A 24,128-nucleotide genomic window follows, 5' to 3' on the forward strand; every position below is an offset into this window, starting at 1 on the left:
GGAAGCAATCAGATAGATTATTCTAATCTTGTAATCTAGCTTATGATACCTTCCTGCGTTTTGAATAGTTAGAACAATCAGATAAGAGAAAAGGGGGAAAACAAATGGTTTTCAAAAAGAAATTAACATCAGTCGTTATGGCAACAACATTGATGGCTGGTATTCTAGCTGGCTGCAGCGGCAGCAAAGATGCCGGTTCAGAGTCTTCAGGCTCAAAGGGCGGCGGAGATACTATTAAAATTGGTGCAAACTTAGAGCTATCAGGAGCTGTTGCATCATATGGATCAGGTATTGCAGCGGGGGTTGATTTAGCAGTTGATGAAATCAACGCAGCTGGCGGTGTAGATGGCAAGAAAATTGAACTTATCAAAGTTGATAATAAATCAGATGCAGCTGAGGCAACAAACGCTGCCATTAAATTAACAAGCCAAGATAAAGTTACAGCGATTATTGGAGCGGCAACAAGCGGTAATACTGTAGCTCAAGCGCAAATTGCTAACGATAACAAGACTGTACTTATCTCTCCATCTGGAACAAGCCCAACTGTAACAGTTCGTGAGGATGGTTCTGTTAATGAGTACGTTTTCCGTACTGCATTTATTGATCCGTTCCAAGGAACAGTTGCAGCTAACTTTGCTCTAAACGATGCAAATGTAAAAAATGCAGCAATCTTTGCAGATAATGCAAGTGATTATGCAAAGGGTCTTGCAGCTTCATTTAAAGAAACATTTGAAAAAGCTGGAGGCAAAATCGTTTCTTCTGAGTCATATGTTGCTAAGGATACAGACTTCCGTTCAACATTAACTCGTATTAAAGCAGCAAATCCGGAGTTCATTTTCATTCCAGGATACTATGAAGAAGTTGGTCTAATCGTTAAGCAAGCTAGAGAAATGGGTATTACTGTTCCGTTAATGGGAGCAGATGGCTGGGATTCTCCTAAGCTAGTTGAATTAGCTGGTCCAGATGCATTGAATAATACATTCATCATCAACCACTACTCTGCTGAAGATCAAGATGCAACAATTCAAAAGTTTGTTAAAGCTTTCGGAGATAAGTACGATGGCAAAACACCAGATGCATTTAATGCACTTGGCTATGACACAGTTTACATGTTAGTTGACGCAATGAAGCGTGCTGGAACAACTTCTGATTCAGAAAAAATTAAAGATGCTCTTGCAGCAACAAAAGATTTAGCTTTAATCACTGGTACAATCACTGTTGATAAGAATCATCACTTAATTAAATCAGCAACTGTTCTAGAGTATGTTGATGGTAAGCAAAAATTCAAAACAAAAGTTAATCCTTAAGATTAACCTAGAAAGTGGGGGGATTATCCTATCCTCCCATTTTCCATTCCCAATGGTAAAAAAATTAGGGAATTCTGTCGAAAGTTGTAAAGTCTTGTGCTTGACGATGCTGGACAAGGCGCTTCCGCTTTTCTAAAAAGGAGTGAGAGTTATGGAATGGTTACAGCAATTAATAAACGGGATTTCACTCGGGAGTATTTATGCGTTAATCGCATTAGGCTACACGATGGTTTATGGAATTATAAAATTAATTAACTTTGCTCATGGCGATGTATTTATGATTGGCGCGTTTGTTGGATTTTACGCTATTTCGGTTTGGGGATTAGGTTTCTTCCCAGCATTAATATTAGCGATGACCGTTTGTGCAATCTTTGGGGTTCTGATTGAGAGAATCGCTTATAAGCGTCTGCGAAATGCAACAAGAATTGCTGCATTGATTACTGCAATTGGGGTTTCCCTTCTTATCGAATACGGAGTGATCTACGTTCGTGGTGCACAGCCGGAAGCTTATCCAAATGTATTACCAAATAAATCCTTTGATATTTTTGGAGCTCAAATTAGCAGCCAATCTTTATTAATTCTCTCCGTTTCTATTATTCTAATGCTTATTTTGCAATTTATCGTTCACAAAACAAAAATCGGTAAAGCAATGCGTGCAGTATCTCATGATATGGACGCGGCTCGTTTAATGGGAATTAACGTTAACAACACAATTTCTGCTACATTCGCGATTGGTTCAGCGATGGCAGGGGCAGCAGGTGTTATTTTTGGTGTGTATTATACGAAAATAGATCCATTAATGGGGATTATTCCAGGTTTAAAAGCATTCGTTGCTGCCGTTCTAGGCGGAATCGGTATTATTCCTGGTGCAGCGGTTGGGGGACTAGTGCTTGGAGTCGTTGAAACAGTTGTAAGTGCTTTCGGTTTCTCATTATGGAGAGATGCAGCAGCATTTATTATTCTCATTTTAATCCTTTTATTTAGACCGTCGGGCATCTTCGGTAAAAATGCTAGAGAGAAAGTGTAGGTGAAATATATATGAAAAAGGCAAAAGGATTTTGGCTATATTTAATCTTATCAATCGTCGTCTATGGAGTTATTCAATTTCTCATTAATGCTGGAATCTTAAATCCATTTTATTCTAATACACTCATCTTTATTGGCATAAATATTATCCTGGCAGTCAGTCTACATCTAGTTATCGGGATTACAGGCCAATTCTCCATCGGGCATGCTGGATTTCTAGCCGTTGGTGCTTATATTTCAGCCATAATTACGATGAAACTGCATCTGCCTTTTCCGGTTGCATTAATCGTTGGCGGAATTGTCGCTGCTTTAGCAGGTCTTCTTGTTGGGATTCCGAGTCTTCGCTTAAAAGGTGACTATTTAGCGATAGCGACATTAGGATTTGCAGAAATTATCAGGATCGTTTTCCTAAATATTGACTACGTTGGCGGAGCTGCTGGTATGCAGGTTTCCCACTTAACAACTTGGACATATACGTTTATCTGTCTATTTATTACGATCTTAGTTATTATGAACTTTACGAACTCTAGACATGGGCGTGCATGTATTTCAATTCGTGAAAATGAAATTGCTGCCGATGCAATGGGTATTAACACAACTTATTATAAGGTTATCGCATTTGCACTTGGCTCATTCTTTGCTGGGGTAGCAGGCGGCTTGTATTCACATAACTTCTATATTATTCAGCCAACAAACTTCGGATTCTTAAAATCCTTTGACATTTTAATTTTTGTAGTACTTGGTGGGTTAGGAAGCTTATCAGGGGCAGTCATTTCAGCTATCTTATTAACACTAGTTTCTACCTTCTTGCAGGATTATCCAGAAACTCGAATGATTATGTACAGTCTTGTACTAGTAATCGTGATGTTATATCGTCCTCAAGGATTGATGGGAACACGCGAGATTACAGATTTATTCAAGTGGAAAAGCGCGAAAGGAGGTAACTAGTTATGGGCAATACACCTTTACTACAGGTAAAAGAAGCAGGCATTCAGTTTGGCGGATTAAAGGCTGTACAAGGTTTTAGCATGGAAATCAACCAGGGTGAACTGATTGGACTAATTGGTCCTAACGGTGCGGGAAAAACAACTAGCTTTAACTTGCTGACTGGGGTTTATGTTCCAACTGAAGGAGACATCTTATTAGAAGGAAAACGCCTTAATGGGTTACCTCCTTATAGAGTAACCCGACTAGGCATAAGCCGTACGTTTCAAAATATCCGCCTGTTCAATGAGCTTTCTGTTTTGGATAATGTTAAAGTAGCTTATCATTCATTAGCGAAGCATTCGATTTTTAGCTCGATTTTACGTCTCCCTACTCACTTCTCGGGGGAAAAAGAGATGGAAGAAAAGTCAATTGAATTCCTAAAGATATTTCAATTAGATAAATACAAAGATGAAAAGGCAAAAAATCTTCCATATGGACAACAAAGAAGACTAGAAATCGCAAGAGCCTTAGCGGCAGGTCCAAAGCTGTTATTACTTGATGAACCTGCTGCAGGGATGAATCCGCAAGAAACTCATGAGCTCATGGAACTAATTGCGTTCATCCGAAATAAATTCAATCTGACGATATTGTTAATTGAGCATGATATGAATTTAGTAATGGGTATTTGTGAAAGAATTTATGTATTAGACCATGGACAGCTTATTGCACATGGAACACCAGAAGAAATTCGAAATCATCCGAAAGTCATCGAGGCTTACTTAGGTGAGGAGGTTGACTCAGATCATGCTTAAAGTAGATGGAATTGACGTTTTTTATGGTAATATTCAAGCACTTAAGGGTGTTTCATTAGAAGTAAATGAAGGGGAAATTGTAACTCTTATTGGTGCGAACGGTGCCGGAAAAAGTACACTCCTAAAAACTTTATCAGGATTGCTTAAACCAAAGAATGGCTCTATCCAATACTTAGGGGATTCCATTGGAGGAAAGGCTGCGCAGTCAATAGTGAAAGCTGGAATCTCTCACGTTCCTGAAGGACGTCGCGTCTTTTCAAATATGACAGTGGAAGAAAACCTTGAGCTCGGTGCGTTTTTAAGAAAGGATTCTAAGGAAATCCATAAAGATATACAAAAGGTATACGAAACGTTCCCGCGTTTGCTTGAACGAAGAAAACAGTTATCTGGAACTCTTTCAGGCGGGGAGCAGCAGATGTTAGCTATGGGAAGAGCCATTATGGCAAGACCGAAACTTCTATTGCTAGATGAGCCTTCTATGGGGCTTGCACCATTAATGGTAAAAACAATCTTCCAAATTATTGAGGATATAAACCGTGAAGGTACAACGATTTTGCTTGTTGAGCAAAATGCACACATGGCTTTATCGATTGCTAACCGTGCCTATGTAATTGAAACAGGGCGTGTAACCGTTTCTGGCACAGCTGCAGAGCTTCAGGAGAGCGAAGAAATTAAGAAAGCATATTTGGGCGGACATTAATGAAACAAGGGTCAAACTTGCGCATATTGCGTTAGTTGACCCTGTTTCTTTTTCTAGCCTATTTTTTTCTGTTCCGTTCCTGTCTTTCCCACAAACGTAAATGTGAATAAGGATCAAAGGACCATTCGGTAAAACCATTATCCTTATAAATTCCATAATGTAAATGAGGTGGGAATTTGCCTGATGTGCCTGGAGGTCCATATCCAGAGCTTCCCACACCGCCAATTAACATTCCGGGTTCAACGATTTGGCCAACCCTTATATCCTTGGCAAATCCATTTAGATGAGCGAAATAATGATAATTATTATTAATATCCCTTATCCCAATTCGCCATCCGCCAAATCGATTCCAGCCTTTCATTTCGACAATCCCATAAGCTGTGGCGCGGACAGGAACACCATATCCTGCAAAAATGTCTGTTCCTTCATGAATTCTTCTTCCACCCCAGCCACGGGCAGCACCCCATGTATTTTTATAGGTGTAGTGACTTCTAATAGGAAGCGGGAAAGCATGTTTATCTAAATCCAATCTTCCAAAATGTTTATAGAGTCTGGCTTTACCAATTATAATGCTAACCGTCTTATCACGTTTATAATAATCCCATAGCCCAATTTTGATATTATCGTGATCAGTTCCATACGAGAGAAGATGATTTGCAAATGTATAAAGAACATCTACATCATTCGTTATGGAAGCTTTTCCGTCTCCGTCCCCATCAAGACCCACACCATTAAAAAGCTGAATTGATAACAGATTATCATCAGTTGGATTAGGATTTAAGGGACCTGCCCATTTTTCTGGTCTGAAATAAATAGCTGTTAGTCCTTTGGCTTTTGGAATATCTCTACGGGCTTGTCTTACATTTCGTTCATATTGATCAACACCAGCCAGATAATACCAAGGAATATGTGTAACAGCTTCAATTCTTTTATATACTTCCATACGACTATTGTAAACATCATTAGGACTAGGTTGTGCTTGTCCGTCCCATACGGGAATAATGGAAAGAATCAATGTTAAAATAGCAATTTTTTTAATTCTCACAGTAGTCCTCCCTTTATCAAACATATGCTTATTTAGTTTGTGATTTTTGAAAAAATAAATATATATCAATTAATGGTAATCAAAATTTTGCAACTTGTCCTAGGTTTCTTCATGTGTTACAGTTGCATCATATGAGTGTATTTTACGTTTTGAAGAATAAATATATAGCTGCAGCGCCTGAATGATCAAGGTCATAAGTCTGTCTGAAAAGAAGCTTATAAATCAACCTTCATACCACTTGTCTTATGCTTGATGGGGCTGGATAAGGCGCTTTCGCTATTTCTAATAGGGAGTGGAAAATTTGAGCACAAAAGAGGAATATATACGTAAGCCAGAGTGGCTAAAAATAAAATTAAACACGAATGAAAACTATACCGGATTAAAGAAAATGATGAGGGAAAAAAGCCTTCATACTGTATGTGAAGAGGCTAAATGTCCAAATATACATGAATGCTGGGCAGTAAGAAGAACAGCTACTTTCATGATCCTTGGTGATACATGTACACGTGCTTGCCGTTTCTGTGCGGTTAAGACCGGTTTGCCTACAGAGTTAGATTGGGCAGAACCGGAAAGAGTAGCAGATTCAGTTGCTCTTATGAATCTAAAGCATGTAGTTGTCACTGCAGTGGCTAGGGATGATCTTAAGGATGGCGGAGCAGCTGTATTTGCTGAAACAGTGAGAGCTATTCGAAGAAAGAATCCTTTTACAAGTATTGAAGTTCTGCCTTCAGATATGGGCGGAGTATACGAAAACTTAAAAACACTAATGGATGCACGTCCTGATATATTAAACCATAATATAGAGACTGTTGAGCGTCTTACACCGAGAGTAAGAGCTCGTGCCCAGTATCACCGTTCTTTAGAGTTTTTGAAACGTGCTAAGGAAATGCAGCCGGATATCCCAACAAAATCCAGTCTGATGACTGGGTTAGGGGAAACAAAAGAAGAAATTATCGCGGTTATGGATGATTTAAGAGCACATCATGTTGATATTATGACAATCGGCCAATACTTGCAGCCTTCGAAAAAACATCTAAAGGTAGTGAAGTATTATCATCCAGATGAATTCCAGGAGCTCAAGGAAATTGCACTAAGCAAAGGTTTTAATCATTGTGAAGCAGGTCCACTTGTACGTTCATCATATCATGCTGACGAACAAGTTAATGCTGCAGCGAAGCGTCAGCAGGAATTAGGAGAAATCGAACTTAAAAAAGCATAATAAGGAAAGAAGGGTTCAGCATTATAGCTGACCCTTCTTTATTATTTCATATTTCGATTGTTATTATTGTACTTCTCGCCTATCTTTTCGCCATTTTCATTTTCGCCATTCCCCATTTTGTATCCTTGTGGAGATTTAAGCATTTCCTTAATGACTTTATTTAGTCCGTTATTCACACTTTTTGTGTTAGGACTATTGGTAGCAAAGTTTTCAACATAACGGCGAAGGGATGTATTATCACTCACATATACATGGTACCATCTTGGAACAACAGACATGGCAGTTTTCTTTACTTGATCTGCAGTCAGGTTCCGATCCTTAGAATCTGTCGAATAAATAACGAGAACTTCTTCATCTGTCACAAGTGTAGAAATGTCATCTACATCGTTGATATCTGCGCAATAGGCGGAAATCATATCAGCGAGCTGCTCTCGATTTATCACCCCATAGCTATTGTTTACATTCTCGCCCATTATTGGGCTTTTTTGGTGACGAACATATCCAAAATTATTATTTGTATTGTTGTCCGTATTCCGATTGTTCATGAAGTTTCCATTATTGTTATCGGTATCACGGTTATATAATTCAGGACGTTGAGTGTTAACATTTAGAGTATTACCGCTGCGCTCGTAAATGCCATCTCCCTCACCAGCCAACTTATTGCTTTGACAAGCCGTTAACGCAGTAATTCCGCATATACCTAAGATCACCAATGATTTTTTAATGTGAAGCACCCCCTTGATTATAGAATAACCAGCAGATTATTTTTTTCTCATAGAAATTGATGGGGTATCAGTTATAATTTAAATATAGGTCTTTTTTAAGAAGTGCTTTCGAAATACAGACATTTCCAATATAATGGTGAATAACGAACGCTGTTTTTATACTTGAGGTGATATGATTTGATTTGTATTAATAATGTTTGCTATGAAGTAATTGAAGATATAAGAGATGGTTTTAATGAAGAGGCTTTTCGCGGCAGGTATAGTGATATTCTAACTCGATATGATTATATTGTAGGGGATTGGGGCTATGGCCAGCTTAGGCTGCGCGGTTTCTTTGATGACCAGAATCAAAAAGCAACCTTCGATACAAAGATAAGTACATTAACGGAATATTTATATGAATTCTGTAATTTTGGCTGTGCTTATTTTGTGGCAAAAAAAGTAAATAAATAATGCGAAAAAGGCAATCAACAGATTGCCTTTTTCTATTTCTGATAATCATCATATGGAGGCTCCATGCTTTTATCAGGGTCATCATGGGTTGGATGGGAACCTTCCATCTGACGTGGCATGTCTTCGTGAAGCGTCTTATTTTCATAGGCAAAATTGCTATACTGCCGCTGTTCGTCTCGAAATGGTGTACTTTTAAGTTCCACAGGCTCGTGTCTTCGAATAGGCGACCCATACGGCCCATCAGGAAAGTCTTCTTTCGCCAAATAATTTCTCCGCTTTTCTACATTTGACAACTCTGTATATTCACGCTCTTCTTCCTTCTTATCCACTATTCCACCCCTTTAAATTACAAATGATAAAGGAGAACCTTAGCGCAGGCTCTCCTTTATTATTTGTGTTAATGCTAATAATAAACGGGAAGAATAATCTTTAAACAAGTTAAACTAATTCATATAAGAAGGAGCGCAATTCTTCTGCATCTTCTTCGGAAAGATTAAAAGCATATTCCAGATACCCTTCTTCTTTTAAATCATCTGGCCCAATAATGGCAAAGCGGCTGCCTTGTATGTCAAGGACTATCTGCTTTCCGTAATATCGATCAGATTGAATAATAGCTAAATCAAAGCGTTGATTTTCACCCATAAAGCTAACAAAGCGTGTTTTGGTATTTACCATATCATCATATAAAAAAAATCGTTCGGCCATTTTTAAATACCCCTTTAAATATACATCTTTTATCTTACAGTTTACTTATTTCTATCATATCAGAAATAGGATTAATTCTCACTGCTTCCACCTGGTTAAAATTTCATTTGTCCTAAAATGTTTCTAATATTGGGGGATTCACTCGAACTTTGTGATAAAATGGTGGTATATGTAATATTTGACGCTGCATCTGAGAGGAATGAAACCATGGCTCACCCATATATAAAGAAATTCACTAATCTTAGGAAATGGCTCAAAATCTTACTGCCAATAGACAAGCTAAAGTTTTATCCGCCGCAATTCATTATTCGTGACCCGATTACGAAAGCAGTGAGAAAAGCTTTTGATGGTGGGTATGAAGTGGCGGTGGTTGTGTTCAATATTAAAAATCTGCGTGAATTGCCTGAACAGCTTGGGGACCAAGGTTATACGCATTTTATTCATTTATTAAAGAAAACATTTAAAGTAGTAATCGAAGAAGAAGTGAAGGCAGAGGAAGTGATTGCACTTCATGATTATTCAAGCGATGGCCTAACACTTTTCTTGAAGGTGAACCATGATAGTCATTCTGTAACAGATATTGATAAAAAAATGAAAAAGATTTTAAGGCAAACTGAGAAAAGACTCCATGAACAAATACCATTTGCCAAACCAAACTTTGAAACAGGTTATATGTTTATTGAAAAAAGGCATTACTCTATTCAAGAAGCGATTTTGAAAGCTAATCAACATGCTCTTTCAATGGCAGAAAAGAAGGTTCAGTCCGAGTATAATGATATGCTGTATTTAGTAAGCAAAATTGTCGCACAGAAGGATATTTATCTTCTGGCGCAGCCAATTATTGATATTGCTACTGGAGAGGTAAGAGCATGGGAAATGCTAACCCGCGGACCAAAGGGTTCGACATTAGAAAATCCACTGCAGCTCTTTTCTATTGCAAGGCAAACCGGTATGCTATATGATTTAGAACTAATTGTATTTGAAAAAACAATTAATCAAATTCAATCTACTGGCTGCACACAAGATATTTTTATTAACTTTACTCCTATCACATTAGGGCATGAACGATTTATTCGTGACATAAGGAAGTTGCTGTCAAAGAACAAAAATATTTCTCCACGACAAATTACGCTAGAAATTACAGAGCGTGATGCCATTGAAGGGATGGAGAACTTTTTATACAATATAAAGGTGTTAAGAATGCTTGGCTTCCGAGTAGCCGTTGATGATACCGGTGCAGGATATGCGAGCCTGCACTCGATAAGTGAAATTATGCCGGATATTATAAAGATTGATCGGTCGGTTATTCAAGATATTGACAAGAATGCTGTAAAAGAGTCGATGCTAAAAGGATTATTAATTATTGCCAAGGAAGCGGGCTCTTTAGTCGTGGCTGAAGGAATTGAAAATAAAGAGGAAGCTTTAGTCCTTTCTAGAAATAAGGTTGATTTAGCTCAAGGGTATTACTATGCTCGTCCGGATTATTTAGAAAAAGGATTAAAGCTATCGTAATCGAAGAAAGGTGAAAATCATGTATTTTGTTGATCGGGAAAAAATTGAAGCTACACTTGTTTTTTTAGAAGAGCAGTTCACGCTTTTTGAAGAAATAAAGGAGCTAACTTCAAAGCTTGAGAAAGCAGCACTTGAACGCACAAGCCAGTTAATAATCGAATCCATTCTTGATGTTGGAAATGCGATGATCGATGGTTTTATTATGCGGGATCCGGGAAGCTATGATGATATAGTTGATATTCTCGATGATGAAAAGGTTATCCATGACGAGTTAACAAACAGCTGCAAGCAGATTATTAAATACCGCAAAATGCTTGTTCAAAACTATATAGAAGTAAACCATAATGAGGTACAAGCACAATTTAGCCAGCATTTGTCTGTACTAAAGCAATTTCCAGAGAAAGTAAGGGCATACTTACTGCATGAGCTGGGTCCCGTGTCTGCATTCCGGAACTAATTAACCACCTTTGAGCAGTTTTCACCTGATTAGGAGTGATTGATTTGTCCAAATATAAAGGATATTTAATTGATTTGGACGGTACTATGTATCGTGGTTCCGAATTAATTAAAGAGGCTGCTGCGTTTGTAACCCAGCTTCGTGCACGGAATATTCCTTATTTATTCGTCACCAACAATTCTTCCAGAACTCCTGCACAAGTAGCAGAAAAACTGCGCAGATTTAAGATTCAAGCCAGTGAGGAGCAGGTGTTTACAACTAGTTTGGCTACTGCCAATTACATATACGAACAGCAGAAAGATGCTTCGGTATATGTGATCGGAGAGGAAGGAATCAGAACGGCTCTTGAAGAAAAGGGATTCCAATTTGCTGAAGAGCATGCCGATTATGTTGTTATTGGAATTGATCGCTCGATTAGTTATGAAAAGCTGACAGTTGCTTGTTTAGCAGTGAGAAATGGTGCGACCTTTATTTCAACAAATGGAGATATTGCAATCCCGACAGAAAGAGGCTTATTACCAGGTAATGGATCATTAACATCTGTTATTACCGTATCGACGCAATCTCAGCCGATTTTTATCGGAAAGCCGGAATCCATTATAATGGAACAGGCACTTCAAGTACTTGGAACTAAAAAGGAAGAAACCCTTATGGTAGGGGATAATTATGATACAGACATTTTAGCCGGAATGAATGCAGGGTTGGATACACTGCTTGTACATACTGGGGTAACGACGAAGGAATTACTTGTAGGATATGAGAAGAAACCGACTTATGTGGTGAATACGCTAGATGAGTGGGCGTTTTTATAGGAATGTAATTATTAAAATTAATATCAGTCTTTAAACGTAACAACGTTTGAAATAAAAAGGATGGAAATAGCTCCATCCTTTTTATTATGGACACATATGTTTTCTAAAAATAGAATTAAATCTTAATTACAGATAATTAACTATATTGAATAGTATTTCTATTGCATATATATAATACAAAATTAGATTGTTTAAGAGAATATTCAATATTTTATTGGAGGTTTAATTAATGGAGGAACGTATAAAAATTAATGATATTTTAAAAATTATTAAGAAACGCGTAGTACTTCTTGTAATAATTGTATCACTTTCAGTTATTGCTACGGGAATCATCAGTTATCAATTTTTAACTCCAATTTACGAAGCTTCTACTCAGCTACTAATCAATCAGAAAAATCCAGATCAAGAATCTGGCAAGCTTCTTGATGTGCGTACAAATTTGGAATTAATTAATACGTATAGAGTTATTATTAAATCTCCAGTAATTTTAGATAAAGTAAAAGCAGAATTGAACATAGAGAGATCTTTAAAGGAACTGAGTAAACAAATTAGTATATCTAGTGAACAAAATTCACAAGTAGTCACCATTTCTGTTCAGGATAAGGAACAAAAAATGGCAGTAGAAATTGCGGATACGATAGCTAATAGGTTTATGAACGAAATAAAAGTAATTATGAATGTTGATAATGTAACAATATTATCAAAAGCTAATGAAGAAACAAGCAGAGATCCAATTAAGCCTCGGCCAATTTTAAATATGTTAATTATTTTTATAGCTAGTCTATTAATTTCTATTGGTCTAATATTTCTTCTAGAATACTTAGACGATACGATTAAATCGGAGCATGATATTAAATCAACATTAGATTTACCAGTATTAGGATCGATACCACTAAAATCAGCAAGTGATTTTCAAATAGAAAAAAATAGAAAAATGAAAATAAGAAAAGGGCAGGAGTGAAAAAAGTGGGACTTTTTACAAAGAAGGAAAAAATAGATTCAAGAGAAATAATCACAATGAAAAATCCAAAATCGCCAATTTCAGAGCAATACCGAACGATTCGAACAAATATTGAATACTCTAATATTGATCGAGAAAACCGCATGATTATGATTACATCTTCATCTCCTGGTGAAGGCAAAACAGTAACTACAGTCAATTTAGCTATTGTGTTTGCACAACAAGGAAAAAAAGTTTTGTTAATAGATGCAGATTTTCGAAAACCAAAGGTTCATGAAGTATTTAAGAAAAGTAATATTATTGGATTAACTACAATTCTTATTAAACAAACTCCTTTAATGGAAGCAATAAAGGAAACAAAAATTAATAATCTCTACGTTTTGACAAGTGGACCACTTACACCTAACCCTTCAGAACTACTAAGTTCAAAATCTTTGAGAAATTTATTAGCAGTAATTAGAAAAGAGTTTGATTTTATTATTATTGATACACCTCCAATCCTAGCTGTAACTGATGCTCAAATACTTGCTAATCAGTGTGATGGGGTAATTTTGGTAATTAATTATGGTAAGACAAAGTTTGCACAAGCTGAAAAGGCAAAAAACTTATTAATGAATGTAAATGCAAGGATATTGGGAGTAATACTAAATAAAACAAAAGGGGAACATAACGACGATTATTATTATTATTATAAGTAAAATTCATCATTATTAAATAATGAAGAGAATCCTAAAAAAGGAAGGGAGTGAATATAGTGATTGATATTCATTGTCATATTCTCCCTGGGATTGATGATGGGGCTAGAGACCTTATCGAAAGTATTGGAATGGCAAGGCATGCAGCAAGTAAAGGAATAACGACTATTTTTGCAACACCTCATCACAAAAATGGTTGGCATGATAATAAGGCAAACAGAATTCTCGCAAAAGTTAATATGCTAAATTCAAAGTTAAAGCAAAAAAAAATTCCTGTAAAAATTTTGCCTGGACAAGAACCCCGTATTTATGGCGAGCTTCTTGATGATTATAAATCTGGGAAAATATTGACCTTAAATAATAAACATAAATATTTACTAATTGAATTACCGAATTCACATGTACCTGCTTATTCTGAAAAATTATTATTCAATATTCAATTGGAAGGAATCACCCCCATAATCGTGCATCCAGAAAGAAATATTCAGATAAGGAAGAATCCAGATATTTTACATCAATTGGTTAGGAATGGAGCGGCTACACAAATTACTGCATCAAGTCTAACTGGACAGAATGGCAAACAGCTCAAAAAGTTTTCGATTCAATTAATTAAACATAATCTGACTCATTTTATTGCATCTGACTCCCATCGATTATCTAGAAATTCGTTTAATATAATTGAGGCTTATGATGTATTATACGAGGAATTTGGAAAAGATTATGTTGAATTATTTAATTATAATGCAAGTGCACTATTGGAGAGTAAAGGAATAGATCGAAAAGAAGCACTATTGATCAAAAAAAATAAATGGTTCTATTTATAAAATCGTCTACATTTGTAAATTGGTTGTTCATACAACGATTTACAAATGTAGGCGATTTTTTTGATAAAAAATATATGGGATGTGCACAAAAAGGGTTTTGTTAATTTTTTGGACAGCCTATTTTAAAAAAATTATTGAAACAAAATCAAATAAAGGGAATAGTCTGTATGTAATGGATCTTGATTCACACAAATTATTTATTCAGAGCTAATTATAGTACTTTCGGCGAAAATAATACTAACTAATGGATAGATGAGAAATTCGCTCTTATTGTTTTTTAGAATAATTATACCCATTTTTTTGTTTAAAATAACAAAAATATCGTTTCTGTTCATTAGAAATAATAAAAAGTGCGTTAACTAAATAAAATAAATAGATTTATTATAGCCTTTACAACTAAGGAAAATTATTTATGTTAGTTCAATTGAATGAAAAGTTCTTAAATGAGGGATAGAGCCATATTTTAAATAGGAAGGATTTCCTAACACATTCAAAAAAATTAGATGTCTTTTGCTAATGTAAAATACCTAATTTTTCATGTAGGGCCACTTTTGGATGTTCGATTTTAGTGACTAGCTATTTTCATAGGGTGATGTTTCCTTACCCTTATCAATGGATTCACTCGATCATACTGTGGGTTGAAAGACCTTAGATGCAAGTCGTCGAAAGTGTGGTGTGAGGACGGGTTAGATGCCCATTTTTGTTTATGTTTATGAGCTTTTAACTGTGCAAGAAAGGGTGAAAAGTAAATGGAAAAAGTGCGTAAAGCAATAATACCAGCAGCTGGGCTAGGAACAAGGTTTTTACCTGTAACAAAGGCAATGCCAAAAGAAATGTTGCCAATCGTTGATAAACCAACTATTCAATATATTGTCGAAGAAGCGGTTGCTTCAGGCATCGAAGACATCATTATCGTTACAGGGAAGGGAAAACGTTCCATTGAAGACCATTTTGATAATGCTTTCGAGCTTGAATACAACTTAATGGAAAAAAATAAATTCGAATTACTAGAAAAGGTTCAAGCCCCTTCCAAAGTAGATATTCACTATATTAGACAAAAGGAACCAAAAGGTTTAGGCCATGCGGTGTGGTGCGCGAGAAAATTTGTTGGTGATGAGCCTTTCGCAGTATTATTGGGCGATGATATTATACAAGCCAAAACTCCTTGTCTAAAACAGTTAATGAATGAGTACGAAAAAACGCAATCGTCAATCATTGGTGTACAAACTGTGTCTGATAATGAAACTCACCGTTATGGAATTGTAGCCCCATGTAACAAAATAGGCAGGCGTTATGAGGTTTTAAGTTTCGTTGAAAAACCTGTAAAAGGAACAGCTCCATCTAACTTAGCGATAATGGGCAGATACATTTTAACCCCTGAGATTTTCAATTTTTTAGAAAAACAAGAAATTGGAGCAGGTGGGGAAATCCAGCTAACTGATGCCATTCAAAAATTAAACGAAATTCAAAAAGTATTTGCTTATGACTTTGATGGAAAAAGATATGATGTAGGAGAGAAAATTGGATTTATCTTAACAACTATTGAATTTGCTTTGCAAAACGATGAGTTAAAGGATGAAGTAATAACATATTTGAAAAAAATCATCGAGAACAAGTATACAACTTTGGGGTGAATGACTTGCTGAAACAAAATAAATTGGCTGAAGCTGATTTTAATAATAAGTCATTAGAGGAGGTTGGAAAATGTAACAGTAGCCTCCTATACCATTTCACAAAAAGGATAATTGATATTGTTGGATCAATATTTGGCATTATTTTAACTTTGCCGTTCATTATAGTCTTTTCAGTTTTTTATCTTTTTGGTAAAAATAAAGGTCCAATGTTTTTTAAACAGGAGAGAATCGGGAAAAACGGTAAAAAATTTATAATATATAAATTTCGATCCATGGTTATTGATGCAGAAAATAAGTTAAAAGAAAATGAAGTTCTTTATCAAAAGTACTTGCGAAATAACTTTAAAATAGAACCAAGCGAAGATCCGAGGGTTACAAAATTTGGAATATTTATAAGGAAAACGAGTATAGATGAATTACCACAATTTTTTAATGTATTAAAAGGTGATATGAGCTTAGTTGGCCCAAGACCTGTAGTTTTAGAAGAGTTAAACAAATATAAAGATAGAAAAAAGGAGTTTCTTTCTGTAAAACCTGGAATGACAGGTTATTGGCAAGCAAGCGGGAGAAGTGAAGTGGGATACCCTGAACGTGTCAATATTGAACTGTATTATGTTTTTAATAAAACTATATTACTAGATATAAAAATCATTATTAAGACAGTAATTCAAGTTATTTTTAGAAAAGGAGCCTATTAAATAAATGGATTTTGACAATAAAAAGGTGGAGCAATGGTCATTTATTTTTTATTATCCATTACGCTATTATACGGTCTATTTCTTTCAAGAGTGACAGTTGTACGGAATATTAACACGAGCAGCAATGAATTTTATGTAGCTCGAAGTAACATTACATTATTTTTTTGGTTTATGATTCTGTTAGGACTGGCAGCCTTTAAAGGTGTAGAGGTTGGCGTAGATTATCCAATGTATTATAGTTTTTTCCTTAATAAAGCATATATTGACCTGCTGGAACCTGGTGTCAGTTTTATATATGAATTGGCAGTTAAATATGATAACTTTTATGTCTTTTCTGTTAGTGTTTATTTCGCTTTTCTCTTTTTTATTTTTTTAGGTATAAAGAAGAATCTTCCTAATTATTTAATTAGCTTATTATTTTTTATTCTGACATATACGTATTTGAATAGTTATAACCAAATACGTCAAATGATCGCTGTCTCTATTATTTTTTGTTTCGTGAATTATTTACTTACAAATAATAAGGGAGATAGACTAAAGTATATAATCGTTATTTTCTTAGCACTTTTATTTCATAATAGTGTTATTTTTACTATTTTACTTTTCTTCATACCTAAGAAAAAGTTTAATAGTAAGCTAGTTATTCCTTTATTTTTATTGACAATTGTTCTATATTTTCTACCAGGATTTAAGAATATGGTAGGGGACATAATTATTAATATCTCCGGAATATACGCAGAAAAGTACACAACAAATTTAGACTTCTTTTTTGAAGTAAATAAAGACAAAGGTATATTGCAATTAATCCCCGTTATTATTCAGATGATCATCGTTTCGATTTCCTTATATTTTCCTGAAGATGAAAAGGATTTAAAAATTAATTATAAGCTGTACCACTTTAGTACAAATCTTGTTATTGTGAATTTGTGGTTATACTCTTTAGCAGGTATTGAGGCTATTGATCGAATACAAATATACTTTTCATGCTTTAACTTATATTATTATCCTATTTTGATTCACCTTTTACTGAATAGTAAAAGGAGGTTTCATGGCCTATTTGTCATATTAATTGCTGGTTTTTGGATATTATATTTTGCGTTGAGGCTTTATATCAATATAGCTGGTGTTGTGCCATATCGTTTATTTATCAGCTAATTTGTAGTTGAGGAGAGATGATGTGAACGGACTTAGTCTAATCATACCAATCTATAACGTTCAGGATTATCTTGAAGATTGTTTACAATCCGTTGTTAAAAGCATGGGGAATTATTCGGATATCCAAGTAATCCTTGTGAATGATGGATCAAAAGATCAGTCTGGAGATATTGCTAAAGGATTTGCTAATCAACATCCACATTTTTTCTATGTATGTAAAGAAAACGGAGGATTATCAGATGCAAGAAATTATGGACTTCAATATGTGCAATATAATTATGTAACCTTTATAGATAGTGATGATTATATCGCAGAGAATTATTTTTCTGAAGTTTTTGAAGCATTAAAAAGCCAGCCAGACATGATTATATTTGATTGGATGGATGTTGGTGAAGATAACTACACCAATCTTATAAAGGGGATAGAGTTTCCTAAAGAGTTATGGACAGTACAGCCAAGTGCGTGGAATAAAGTGTATAAGACAAGTCTATTTAATGAAGTGAAATTCCCAAAAGGAAAGATTTATGAGGATGTTGGTACCATTTATAAAATACTTTTATATGTTGATAATTATATTTATATCAATAAACCTTTATATAAGTATAGAAAAAATCGGAAAGGCAGTATCCTTACAACAATCTCACCAAAAGTAAATGACATCTATGATGCTTTAGAGGATACTTATTCTTTTTACCAGACGAAAAATGCACTCTCAGTAATGAATAATGAAGGGCTATGCTATCAATTTGTAAAAATTTTAATGTGGTCGAATATGTACCGGCAATTGAAATATTATAAATTAAATTTTGTCGGTTTTTATAAAAAAATGAAATTAACTAGAATTTTAGTTTATAGCTTTTTTGATAATTGGAAAACTAATTATTTCTTATTAAATAATACTGATTACTTCACTAACAGATTTGGAGAAAACTATATTGAAAGAATAGATAATATCGGTAAGGGGTTTATTGCTACTGCATATACGATACTTATTCTTATAGTTAGAAATATTGGTAAAAGATGAACGGAGAATCTTTAGTGACAAAGATAAAAATATTATTTATTATGCAGAGCCTCCAAGGAGGAGGAGCCGAAAGGGTAACACTAGACTTAATAAGGAATTTAAATCATAAGTATTTCGAGTCTACCATATTAGTAGTAAATTATTTTGGTGATTTAATATATTCAATACCTGAAAATGTAAATATTATAAAAGTTCTCACTGAAAGAGAAAAAACAATTTTCCATCCTATTAAAGTTATTACGGAAGTAAAAAGAGCTGCTGAAAATGTGGATTTGGTTATTGGTTCATTAGAAATGACTCCTACTTATTTATCTTCTATTGCCTCAGCCTTAACAAAGAAGCCAGCAATAGGATGGGTACACACAGATGTACAAAAACATCCAAAGACAAATAATAAAATTCATAAGTTTCTCATAAGCAAGTTTTATACAAAATTAAAGGTGATCGTAGCGGTTTCAAATGGAGCAAAAGACTCATTTCAGAAAATGTTCCCAAAGCTTAAAGTTCCAGTAAAACGAATTTATAATCCAATTAGAATTGAAGAAATAGAGCGAATGCAGAATGAAAAGAATGATGTGGATGAAATAAAGGAACCAATCATTTTAGGCTCAGGCAGATTGATAGATGTGAAGGGCTTTGATGTCCTTATTAAAGCTCATGAATATTTGTTGGAAAATAACGTAAAAAACAAATTACTTATATTAGGAGAAGGGGAACAAAGAGAATTCCTGGAAAAATTGACTCATGAATTAAACGTAAATAATAGTGTGATCTTCAAAGGATTTGTTGATAATCCTTACAAATATATGCGTTCCGCTAGTGTGTTTGTTTTAAGTTCGAGGTATGAAGGCTTTTCAGTAGTGATCGCTGAAGCCTTATCATTAGGCATTCCAGTTGTATCAACAGATTGTCGAAGTGGACCAGCTGAAATATTAGGGGACGGAAAATTCGGACTATTATCTCCTGTAAATGATTATAAAGCATTAGCTATGAATATTATGAAAACATTAAAAACAGAACAAAATGACACGAGTAAAGAGATGAGAAAGAAACGAGCGTATGATTTTTCTTATGAAAAAATTATTCCCGAGTTTGAAGATTTATTTTTTTCTACAATAGAAAAAAAATGAGTAATCTTACTTTATAAAATATCACTTAACGTATTAAACTTTCTCTCAAAAGTGGTGAACAATGGTGAAGCATCCAAAAGTGAGTATTATCATTCCTGTATATAATAGCGAAAAGTTCTTAATTAATTGTCTCGATAGTGTTGTAAATCAAACATTTAATGATGTTGAAATTATCGTCATAAATGATGGTTCTACAGATGGGAGTTTAAAAATATTAGAATATTATGCAGGGGAATATTCGAAAATAATACTCCTGGATCAAGATAATGTAGGATACTCATCGACAGTAAACCGTGGCTTGAATATTGCCAATGGGGACTACATTGCCTTTGTTGATGGGGACGATTACATTGAATTGGATATGATTGAGATTTTATACAAAGAGGCCGCAGCAAATGATTTAGATTTAGCTGTGTGCAATTGGGATAGAGTTGATGCGTATGGGAACTTTCTTAGCTACAACGATCATTCACAGTTTGATAATAAATTTCTTACTAAAAAAGAAGTTATTCGCGAATTCTTTCTAAATGGTAAAGAAATGATTGAAGGTTATACATGGAATAAACTCATAAAACGCAGTTTACTAAACGATTTTAATATTAGATTTCCGAAAATTAACTATTCAGACATACCAACTATGTTTAAAGTTTTAACAAAGGTCAATAAATGCAAATACATTAATAAACCCTTATATCATTATGTACAAAATCATACATCAATTTCACATACAATAAATGCAAATAATGCAAAAGGGTTTATAAACGCTGTCCAAATGATTAATAGCATATTACTTGAGGAAAATTTAATGTTAGATTTCGAAGATGCCTATTTTGTATACAAGAGTAATGCGTTTTTTTCAGAATATAGTGTTTATAGGGAGCAGATGAAAAGTTCAAAAGAAGTACAAAGTCTTTTTAAAGGAATATTACAGCCAATAACGATAAAAAAATGCATCTCACTAAATAAAATAGTCAATATTAAGCTATTAATAAAGGTGTGTTTATATAAAACGGGGCTTTTGAGGATTTTTTTGTTTACCTATCATAAATATAAAAAAAAATTAAAACAATCCCACTATGGATAACCCCAAATACCTTTAAATTAATAAATGAATGGAGAATCTATAAATATGATTCCTTTCAATATACCACTTAAGGTAGAAAATCAGATTAAGTATATTAATATGGCAATTGATAATGATAAAATTTCCGGAAATGGTGATTTCACCAAAAGATGTGAGCGGTGGATTGAAACTCGCTTTAATACTAAAAAGTCACTCCTAACAACATCTTGTACTCATTCCCTTGAGATGGCAGCCATCCTCCTAAATATTCAAGATGGTGACGAGGTGATTATGCCTTCTTATACGTTTGTTTCAACAGCTAATGCATTTGTACTTAGGGGAGCAAAAATTGTATTTGTTGATATAAGGAAGGACACAATGAATATTGATGAAACGAAAATTGAAAAGGCAATCACTAATCGGACAAAAGTGATTGTTCCTGTACATTATGCAGGTGTTTCCTGTGAAATGGATACAATCATGAAATTAGCCGATCAATATAACTTATGGGTTGTTGAAGATGCTGCGCAAGGTATGATGAGCACTTACAAGAATAAGGCTCTTGGAACTATAGGTCATCTAGGAACATATAGTTTTCACGAAACTAAAAACTATTCTTGTGGTGAAGGTGGGAGTTTGCTAATTAATGATGATCGGTTTTTAAGACGTGCGGAAATAATACGAGAGAAAGGAACAGATAGGTCCTCTTTTTTTCGCGGGGAAGTTGCTAAGTATTCTTGGGTTGATGTAGGTTCTTCATATGAACTTAGTGAACTTAATGCTGCATGTTTACTAGCGCATTTGGAACAAGCCGATTTGGTAAATGAAAAACGACGTTCCATTTGGAGTTTATATTATAGCGAACTTCAAAATTTACAAGATGAAGGATTGATAGAATTGCCTATTATTCCGTTAGAATGTCAGCATAACGCACATATTTTTTATATAAAGACCAATTGTTTAAAGGAAAGGACTAGTTTATTAGCCTATCTTAAAAGTAAGAATGTTTATTCTGCATTTCACTATGTTCCGTTGCATAGTTCTAAGTTTGGATTAACATGTGGAGAGTTTGCAGGTGAAGATGTTTATACAACCATTGAAAGTGATCGTTTATTGCGGTTACCGCTTTATTACTCATTAACAAACGATCAAGTATTAAAAGTCTGTAAAGAAATTAAGGAATATTACCAGTCTTGGGGATGAACAAAAAATTTAATTTGAAAGAAATAATAAAAAAGTAATATTAGGCACGAGGAGGTATATATGAAGGGAATTATTTTAGCAGGGGGGTCTGGGACCCGGTTATATCCACTGACAAAATCTATTTCTAAACAAATTCTTCCTATTTACGATAAGCCAATGATTTATTATCCATTATCTGTTTTAATGTTAGCCGGAATTCGTGAAATATTACTTATTTCTACTCCAAGGGACATTGGGATATTTAAGGAATTGTTAGAAGATGGTACTCATCTTGGGATCAAAATTGAATATGCTGTTCAAGATAAACCAAAGGGTCTAGCTGAAGCATTTATTATCGGTGAAGAGTTTATTGGTGATTCTCCAGTAGCTCTAGTATTAGGAGATAATATTTTTTATGGATCAGATTTTGGGAATCGAGTACAGGAAGCTGCCTCCTTGTTGAAAGGGGGTATTATTTTTGGCTGTTTTGTAAAAGACCCTAGGGCTTATGGAGTCATTGAAGTGGATGAAAACGAAAATGCAATTTCAATTGAAGAAAAACCAGACAAACCAAAATCACCGTACGCAGTTCCTGGTTTGTACTTCTTTGATAATGATGTAGTAAAGATGGCTAAAAATGTGACACCATCTTCTCGAGGGGAACTTGAAATTACGTCAATTATAGAACAATATCTTGAACGAGGAGAACTGCAAGTGAGACTGCTTGGGAGGGGAGTAGCCTGGCTCGATACAGGAACAAAAGAGGATTTATTAGGGGCTTCCAATTTTGTTGAAGCCATTCAAAAACGCCAAGGATTGTATGTGGCTTGTATAGAAGAAATTGCTTTTCGGAGAGGTTATATTTCTAGAAAGCAACTTCTGAATCTAGCACGTCCTTTAATGAAAACAGACTATGGGAAATACTTACTGGAAGTAGCAGATAATAAGAGTAATACGCTTCCATCAAAGTTTTCTTCATAGACTTGGAGGTGAGAGGATATCGTGAAAATCCTTGTAACAGGTGGAGCAGGGTTTATCGGATCGAATTTTATTAAATATATGTTAGCTAATTATAACTATACAATAATAAACTTAGATGCTTTAACTTATGCAGGAGATTTAGGAAACCTGCAACAGATCGAGAACAATAAGCACTACCATTTTGTTGCAGGTAATATATGTGATCGTGAACTATTATATAGACTTTTTATTAAATATGAAATTGATGTTGTCATTAATTTTGCAGCGGAATCTCATGTTGATCGCAGTATTGATGACCCTGAAACTTTCTTGAAAACAAATGTTTTAGGTACGCAAACATTACTGGACGTTTCTAATGGGTATTGGAGGGTTGAATCATTCAATAAGCAATGCAAAACATTTAAAAAGGGAGTCAAATTTATTCAAATTTCAACAGATGAAGTATATGGAACTTTAGGTAGGAATGGATACTTTACAGAAAAGACTAACTTAGCGCCAAATAGTCCGTATTCTGCATCGAAAGCGGCTGCAGATATGCTTGTAAGAGCTTATTATGAAACATATGGTTTGCCGATGAATATTACAAGATGTTCCAATAACTATGGTCCCCATCAGTTTCCAGAAAAGCTAATACCTTTAACAATTCATCATGCACTACAAGAAAAAAACCTTCCAATTTATGGAGACGGAAAACAAATACGGGATTGGCTCCATGTAAATGATCATTGCCGAGCTATTGATTTAGTGCTTCATATGGGGGAGATCGGTGAAGTATATAATATTGGCGGCAGTAATGAAAAATTGAATATTGAGGTAGTAAAATATATTTTAAGTGAGCTGGGGAAGGGGGAAAACTTAATTCAATTTGTAGAAGACCGTTTAGGGCACGATAGAAGGTATGCGATTGATCATTCTAAAATAACAAAAGAATTAGGATGGATGCCTCTGTATACGTTTGAAGAAGGGATAAAGTCGACAATTGATTGGTATATCGAGAATATGGAATGGTTAGAACAGAAGCAAGCTTTTAATGTAAAACAAGAAGAAACTAATAATTAAATTTTTTAAGTTAACTATGCTC

General features: G+C 34.7%; 26 protein-coding genes. 22 read left to right on the forward strand and 4 right to left on the reverse strand.

Features of this window, described 5'->3' with window-relative positions; genetic code table 11:
* The first annotated feature begins 104 nt into the window (after positions 1 to 104).
* The 5 genes from H0173_RS20280 (at position 105) to H0173_RS20300 (ending at position 4,772) form a co-directional block, all read left to right on the forward strand.
* The gene (locus tag H0173_RS20280) at positions 105 to 1,307 is read left to right on the forward strand and encodes an ABC transporter substrate-binding protein (RefSeq protein WP_221848601.1); all 1,203 of its coding nucleotides are present in this window, start codon (positions 105 to 107) and stop codon (positions 1,305 to 1,307) included.
* 151 nt (positions 1,308 to 1,458) lie between these two features.
* The gene (locus H0173_RS20285) at positions 1,459 to 2,334 is read left to right on the forward strand and encodes a branched-chain amino acid ABC transporter permease (protein WP_221848602.1); all 876 of its coding nucleotides are present in this window, start codon (positions 1,459 to 1,461) and stop codon (positions 2,332 to 2,334) included.
* Positions 2,335 to 2,345: 11 nt separating this feature from the next.
* Positions 2,346 to 3,281 (forward strand): branched-chain amino acid ABC transporter permease, encoded by a 936-nt coding sequence (locus H0173_RS20290; RefSeq protein WP_221848603.1) that lies wholly within the window; start codon positions 2,346 to 2,348, stop codon positions 3,279 to 3,281.
* Positions 3,282 to 3,283: 2 nt separating this feature from the next.
* On the forward strand, positions 3,284 to 4,072 hold the full coding sequence (locus H0173_RS20295; RefSeq protein WP_221848604.1) for an ABC transporter ATP-binding protein: 789 nt from the start codon (positions 3,284 to 3,286) through the stop codon (positions 4,070 to 4,072).
* The gene (locus H0173_RS20300; protein ID WP_221848605.1) at positions 4,065 to 4,772 is read left to right on the forward strand and encodes an ABC transporter ATP-binding protein; all 708 of its coding nucleotides are present in this window, start codon (positions 4,065 to 4,067) and stop codon (positions 4,770 to 4,772) included. The genes H0173_RS20295 and H0173_RS20300 overlap by 8 nt, the downstream gene beginning before the upstream one ends.
* A 58-nt stretch (positions 4,773 to 4,830) precedes the next feature.
* On the opposite strand, the gene H0173_RS20305 is transcribed toward H0173_RS20300, so the two are convergent.
* Entirely contained in the window at positions 4,831 to 5,817 is a 987-nt protein-coding gene (locus H0173_RS20305; protein ID WP_396021283.1) for a M23 family metallopeptidase, read from the reverse strand.
* A gap of 301 nt (positions 5,818 to 6,118) precedes the next feature.
* Between H0173_RS20305 and lipA the strand changes: the two genes are divergently transcribed.
* Positions 6,119 to 7,036, forward strand: coding sequence for a lipoyl synthase (lipA, locus tag H0173_RS20310; RefSeq protein ID WP_221848607.1), 918 nt, complete (start codon positions 6,119 to 6,121; stop codon positions 7,034 to 7,036).
* A gap of 41 nt (positions 7,037 to 7,077) precedes the next feature.
* On the opposite strand, the gene H0173_RS20315 is transcribed toward lipA, so the two are convergent.
* A complete protein-coding gene (locus H0173_RS20315; protein WP_313770677.1) occupies positions 7,078 to 7,770 on the reverse strand; it encodes a YhcN/YlaJ family sporulation lipoprotein in 693 nt (230 codons plus the stop codon).
* A 168-nt stretch (positions 7,771 to 7,938) separates the two neighbouring features.
* Here H0173_RS20315 and H0173_RS20320 point away from each other — a divergent pair, with 168 nt between their 5' ends.
* Positions 7,939 to 8,214 (forward strand): YutD family protein, encoded by a 276-nt coding sequence (locus H0173_RS20320; protein WP_221848608.1) that lies wholly within the window; start codon positions 7,939 to 7,941, stop codon positions 8,212 to 8,214.
* Positions 8,215 to 8,246: 32 nt separating this feature from the next.
* On the opposite strand, the gene H0173_RS20325 is transcribed toward H0173_RS20320, so the two are convergent.
* Positions 8,247 to 8,543, reverse strand: coding sequence for a cytosolic protein (locus tag H0173_RS20325; protein ID WP_221848609.1), 297 nt, complete (start codon positions 8,541 to 8,543; stop codon positions 8,247 to 8,249).
* Positions 8,544 to 8,652: 109 nt separating this feature from the next.
* Positions 8,653 to 8,919, reverse strand: coding sequence for a DUF3055 domain-containing protein (locus tag H0173_RS20330; protein WP_221848610.1), 267 nt, complete (start codon positions 8,917 to 8,919; stop codon positions 8,653 to 8,655).
* 207 nt (positions 8,920 to 9,126) lie between these two features.
* Here H0173_RS20330 and H0173_RS20335 point away from each other — a divergent pair, with 207 nt between their 5' ends.
* The 15 genes from H0173_RS20335 (at position 9,127) to rfbB (ending at position 24,106) form a co-directional block, all read left to right on the forward strand.
* On the forward strand, positions 9,127 to 10,431 hold the full coding sequence (locus tag H0173_RS20335) for an EAL domain-containing protein (protein ID WP_221848611.1): 1,305 nt from the start codon (positions 9,127 to 9,129) through the stop codon (positions 10,429 to 10,431).
* Positions 10,432 to 10,450: 19 nt separating this feature from the next.
* On the forward strand, positions 10,451 to 10,888 hold the full coding sequence (locus H0173_RS20340; protein ID WP_221848612.1) for a DUF86 domain-containing protein: 438 nt from the start codon (positions 10,451 to 10,453) through the stop codon (positions 10,886 to 10,888).
* A gap of 44 nt (positions 10,889 to 10,932) precedes the next feature.
* Positions 10,933 to 11,700, forward strand: a complete 768-nt coding sequence (locus H0173_RS20345; RefSeq protein ID WP_221848613.1) for a TIGR01457 family HAD-type hydrolase — start codon at positions 10,933 to 10,935, stop codon at positions 11,698 to 11,700.
* A 229-nt stretch (positions 11,701 to 11,929) separates the two neighbouring features.
* Positions 11,930 to 12,661, forward strand: coding sequence for a YveK family protein (locus H0173_RS20350; protein WP_221848614.1), 732 nt, complete (start codon positions 11,930 to 11,932; stop codon positions 12,659 to 12,661).
* 5 nt (positions 12,662 to 12,666) lie between these two features.
* Positions 12,667 to 13,359, forward strand: a complete 693-nt coding sequence (locus H0173_RS20355) for a CpsD/CapB family tyrosine-protein kinase (RefSeq protein WP_313770678.1) — start codon at positions 12,667 to 12,669, stop codon at positions 13,357 to 13,359.
* A 56-nt stretch (positions 13,360 to 13,415) separates the two neighbouring features.
* Positions 13,416 to 14,180 carry a tyrosine-protein phosphatase gene (locus H0173_RS20360; RefSeq protein ID WP_221848615.1) on the forward strand — a complete coding sequence of 255 codons (765 nt, stop codon included), beginning with the start codon at positions 13,416 to 13,418 and terminating at the stop codon, positions 14,178 to 14,180.
* Between the two features lie 749 nt (positions 14,181 to 14,929).
* Positions 14,930 to 15,814, forward strand: coding sequence for a UTP--glucose-1-phosphate uridylyltransferase GalU (galU, locus tag H0173_RS20365; protein ID WP_221848616.1), 885 nt, complete (start codon positions 14,930 to 14,932; stop codon positions 15,812 to 15,814).
* Positions 15,815 to 15,837: 23 nt separating this feature from the next.
* The gene (locus H0173_RS20370) at positions 15,838 to 16,512 is read left to right on the forward strand and encodes a sugar transferase (RefSeq protein WP_396021287.1); all 675 of its coding nucleotides are present in this window, start codon (positions 15,838 to 15,840) and stop codon (positions 16,510 to 16,512) included.
* Positions 16,513 to 16,545: 33 nt separating this feature from the next.
* Positions 16,546 to 17,667 (forward strand): EpsG family protein, encoded by a 1,122-nt coding sequence (locus H0173_RS20375; protein WP_221848618.1) that lies wholly within the window; start codon positions 16,546 to 16,548, stop codon positions 17,665 to 17,667.
* 22 nt (positions 17,668 to 17,689) lie between these two features.
* On the forward strand, positions 17,690 to 18,691 hold the full coding sequence (locus H0173_RS20380) for a glycosyltransferase family 2 protein (protein ID WP_221848619.1): 1,002 nt from the start codon (positions 17,690 to 17,692) through the stop codon (positions 18,689 to 18,691).
* A gap of 14 nt (positions 18,692 to 18,705) precedes the next feature.
* Positions 18,706 to 19,821, forward strand: a complete 1,116-nt coding sequence (locus H0173_RS20385) for a glycosyltransferase (RefSeq protein ID WP_221848620.1) — start codon at positions 18,706 to 18,708, stop codon at positions 19,819 to 19,821.
* Positions 19,822 to 19,885: 64 nt separating this feature from the next.
* A complete protein-coding gene (locus H0173_RS20390) occupies positions 19,886 to 20,905 on the forward strand; it encodes a glycosyltransferase (protein ID WP_221848621.1) in 1,020 nt (339 codons plus the stop codon).
* 45 nt (positions 20,906 to 20,950) lie between these two features.
* Positions 20,951 to 22,087, forward strand: a complete 1,137-nt coding sequence (gene rffA, locus H0173_RS20395) for a dTDP-4-amino-4,6-dideoxygalactose transaminase (protein ID WP_221848622.1) — start codon at positions 20,951 to 20,953, stop codon at positions 22,085 to 22,087.
* Between the two features lie 60 nt (positions 22,088 to 22,147).
* The gene (rfbA, locus tag H0173_RS20400; protein ID WP_221848623.1) at positions 22,148 to 23,047 is read left to right on the forward strand and encodes a glucose-1-phosphate thymidylyltransferase RfbA; all 900 of its coding nucleotides are present in this window, start codon (positions 22,148 to 22,150) and stop codon (positions 23,045 to 23,047) included.
* Positions 23,048 to 23,068: 21 nt separating this feature from the next.
* The gene (gene rfbB, locus H0173_RS20405) at positions 23,069 to 24,106 is read left to right on the forward strand and encodes a dTDP-glucose 4,6-dehydratase (protein WP_221848624.1); all 1,038 of its coding nucleotides are present in this window, start codon (positions 23,069 to 23,071) and stop codon (positions 24,104 to 24,106) included.
* Positions 24,107 to 24,128 lie beyond the last annotated feature (22 nt).

Origin of the sequence: Bacillus sp. S/N-304-OC-R1 (genome assembly GCF_019749375.1) — a bacterium.
Taxonomy (GTDB): domain Bacteria; phylum Bacillota; class Bacilli; order Bacillales; family Cytobacillaceae; genus Cytobacillus.

Excerpts from the sequence above, each read along its gene's own strand:
- H0173_RS20280 (WP_221848601.1), top strand. The coding sequence starts at position 105 with ATGGTTTTCAAAAAGAAATTAACATCAGTCGTTATGGCAACAACATTG.
- H0173_RS20285 (WP_221848602.1), top strand. The coding sequence starts at position 1,459 with ATGGAATGGTTACAGCAATTAATAAACGGGATTTCACTCGGGAGTATT.
- H0173_RS20290 (WP_221848603.1), top strand. The coding sequence starts at position 2,346 with ATGAAAAAGGCAAAAGGATTTTGGCTATATTTAATCTTATCAATCGTC.
- H0173_RS20295 (WP_221848604.1), top strand. The coding sequence starts at position 3,284 with ATGGGCAATACACCTTTACTACAGGTAAAAGAAGCAGGCATTCAGTTT.
- H0173_RS20300 (WP_221848605.1), top strand. The coding sequence starts at position 4,065 with ATGCTTAAAGTAGATGGAATTGACGTTTTTTATGGTAATATTCAAGCA.
- H0173_RS20330 (WP_221848610.1), bottom strand. The coding sequence starts at position 8,919 with ATGGCCGAACGATTTTTTTTATATGATGATATGGTAAATACCAAAACA.
- H0173_RS20335 (WP_221848611.1), top strand. The coding sequence starts at position 9,127 with ATGGCTCACCCATATATAAAGAAATTCACTAATCTTAGGAAATGGCTC.
- H0173_RS20340 (WP_221848612.1), top strand. The coding sequence starts at position 10,451 with ATGTATTTTGTTGATCGGGAAAAAATTGAAGCTACACTTGTTTTTTTA.
- H0173_RS20350 (WP_221848614.1), top strand. The coding sequence starts at position 11,930 with ATGGAGGAACGTATAAAAATTAATGATATTTTAAAAATTATTAAGAAA.
- galU (WP_221848616.1), top strand. The coding sequence starts at position 14,930 with ATGGAAAAAGTGCGTAAAGCAATAATACCAGCAGCTGGGCTAGGAACA.
- H0173_RS20375 (WP_221848618.1), top strand. The coding sequence starts at position 16,546 with ATGGTCATTTATTTTTTATTATCCATTACGCTATTATACGGTCTATTT.
- rffA (WP_221848622.1), top strand. The coding sequence starts at position 20,951 with ATGATTCCTTTCAATATACCACTTAAGGTAGAAAATCAGATTAAGTAT.
- rfbA (WP_221848623.1), top strand. The coding sequence starts at position 22,148 with ATGAAGGGAATTATTTTAGCAGGGGGGTCTGGGACCCGGTTATATCCA.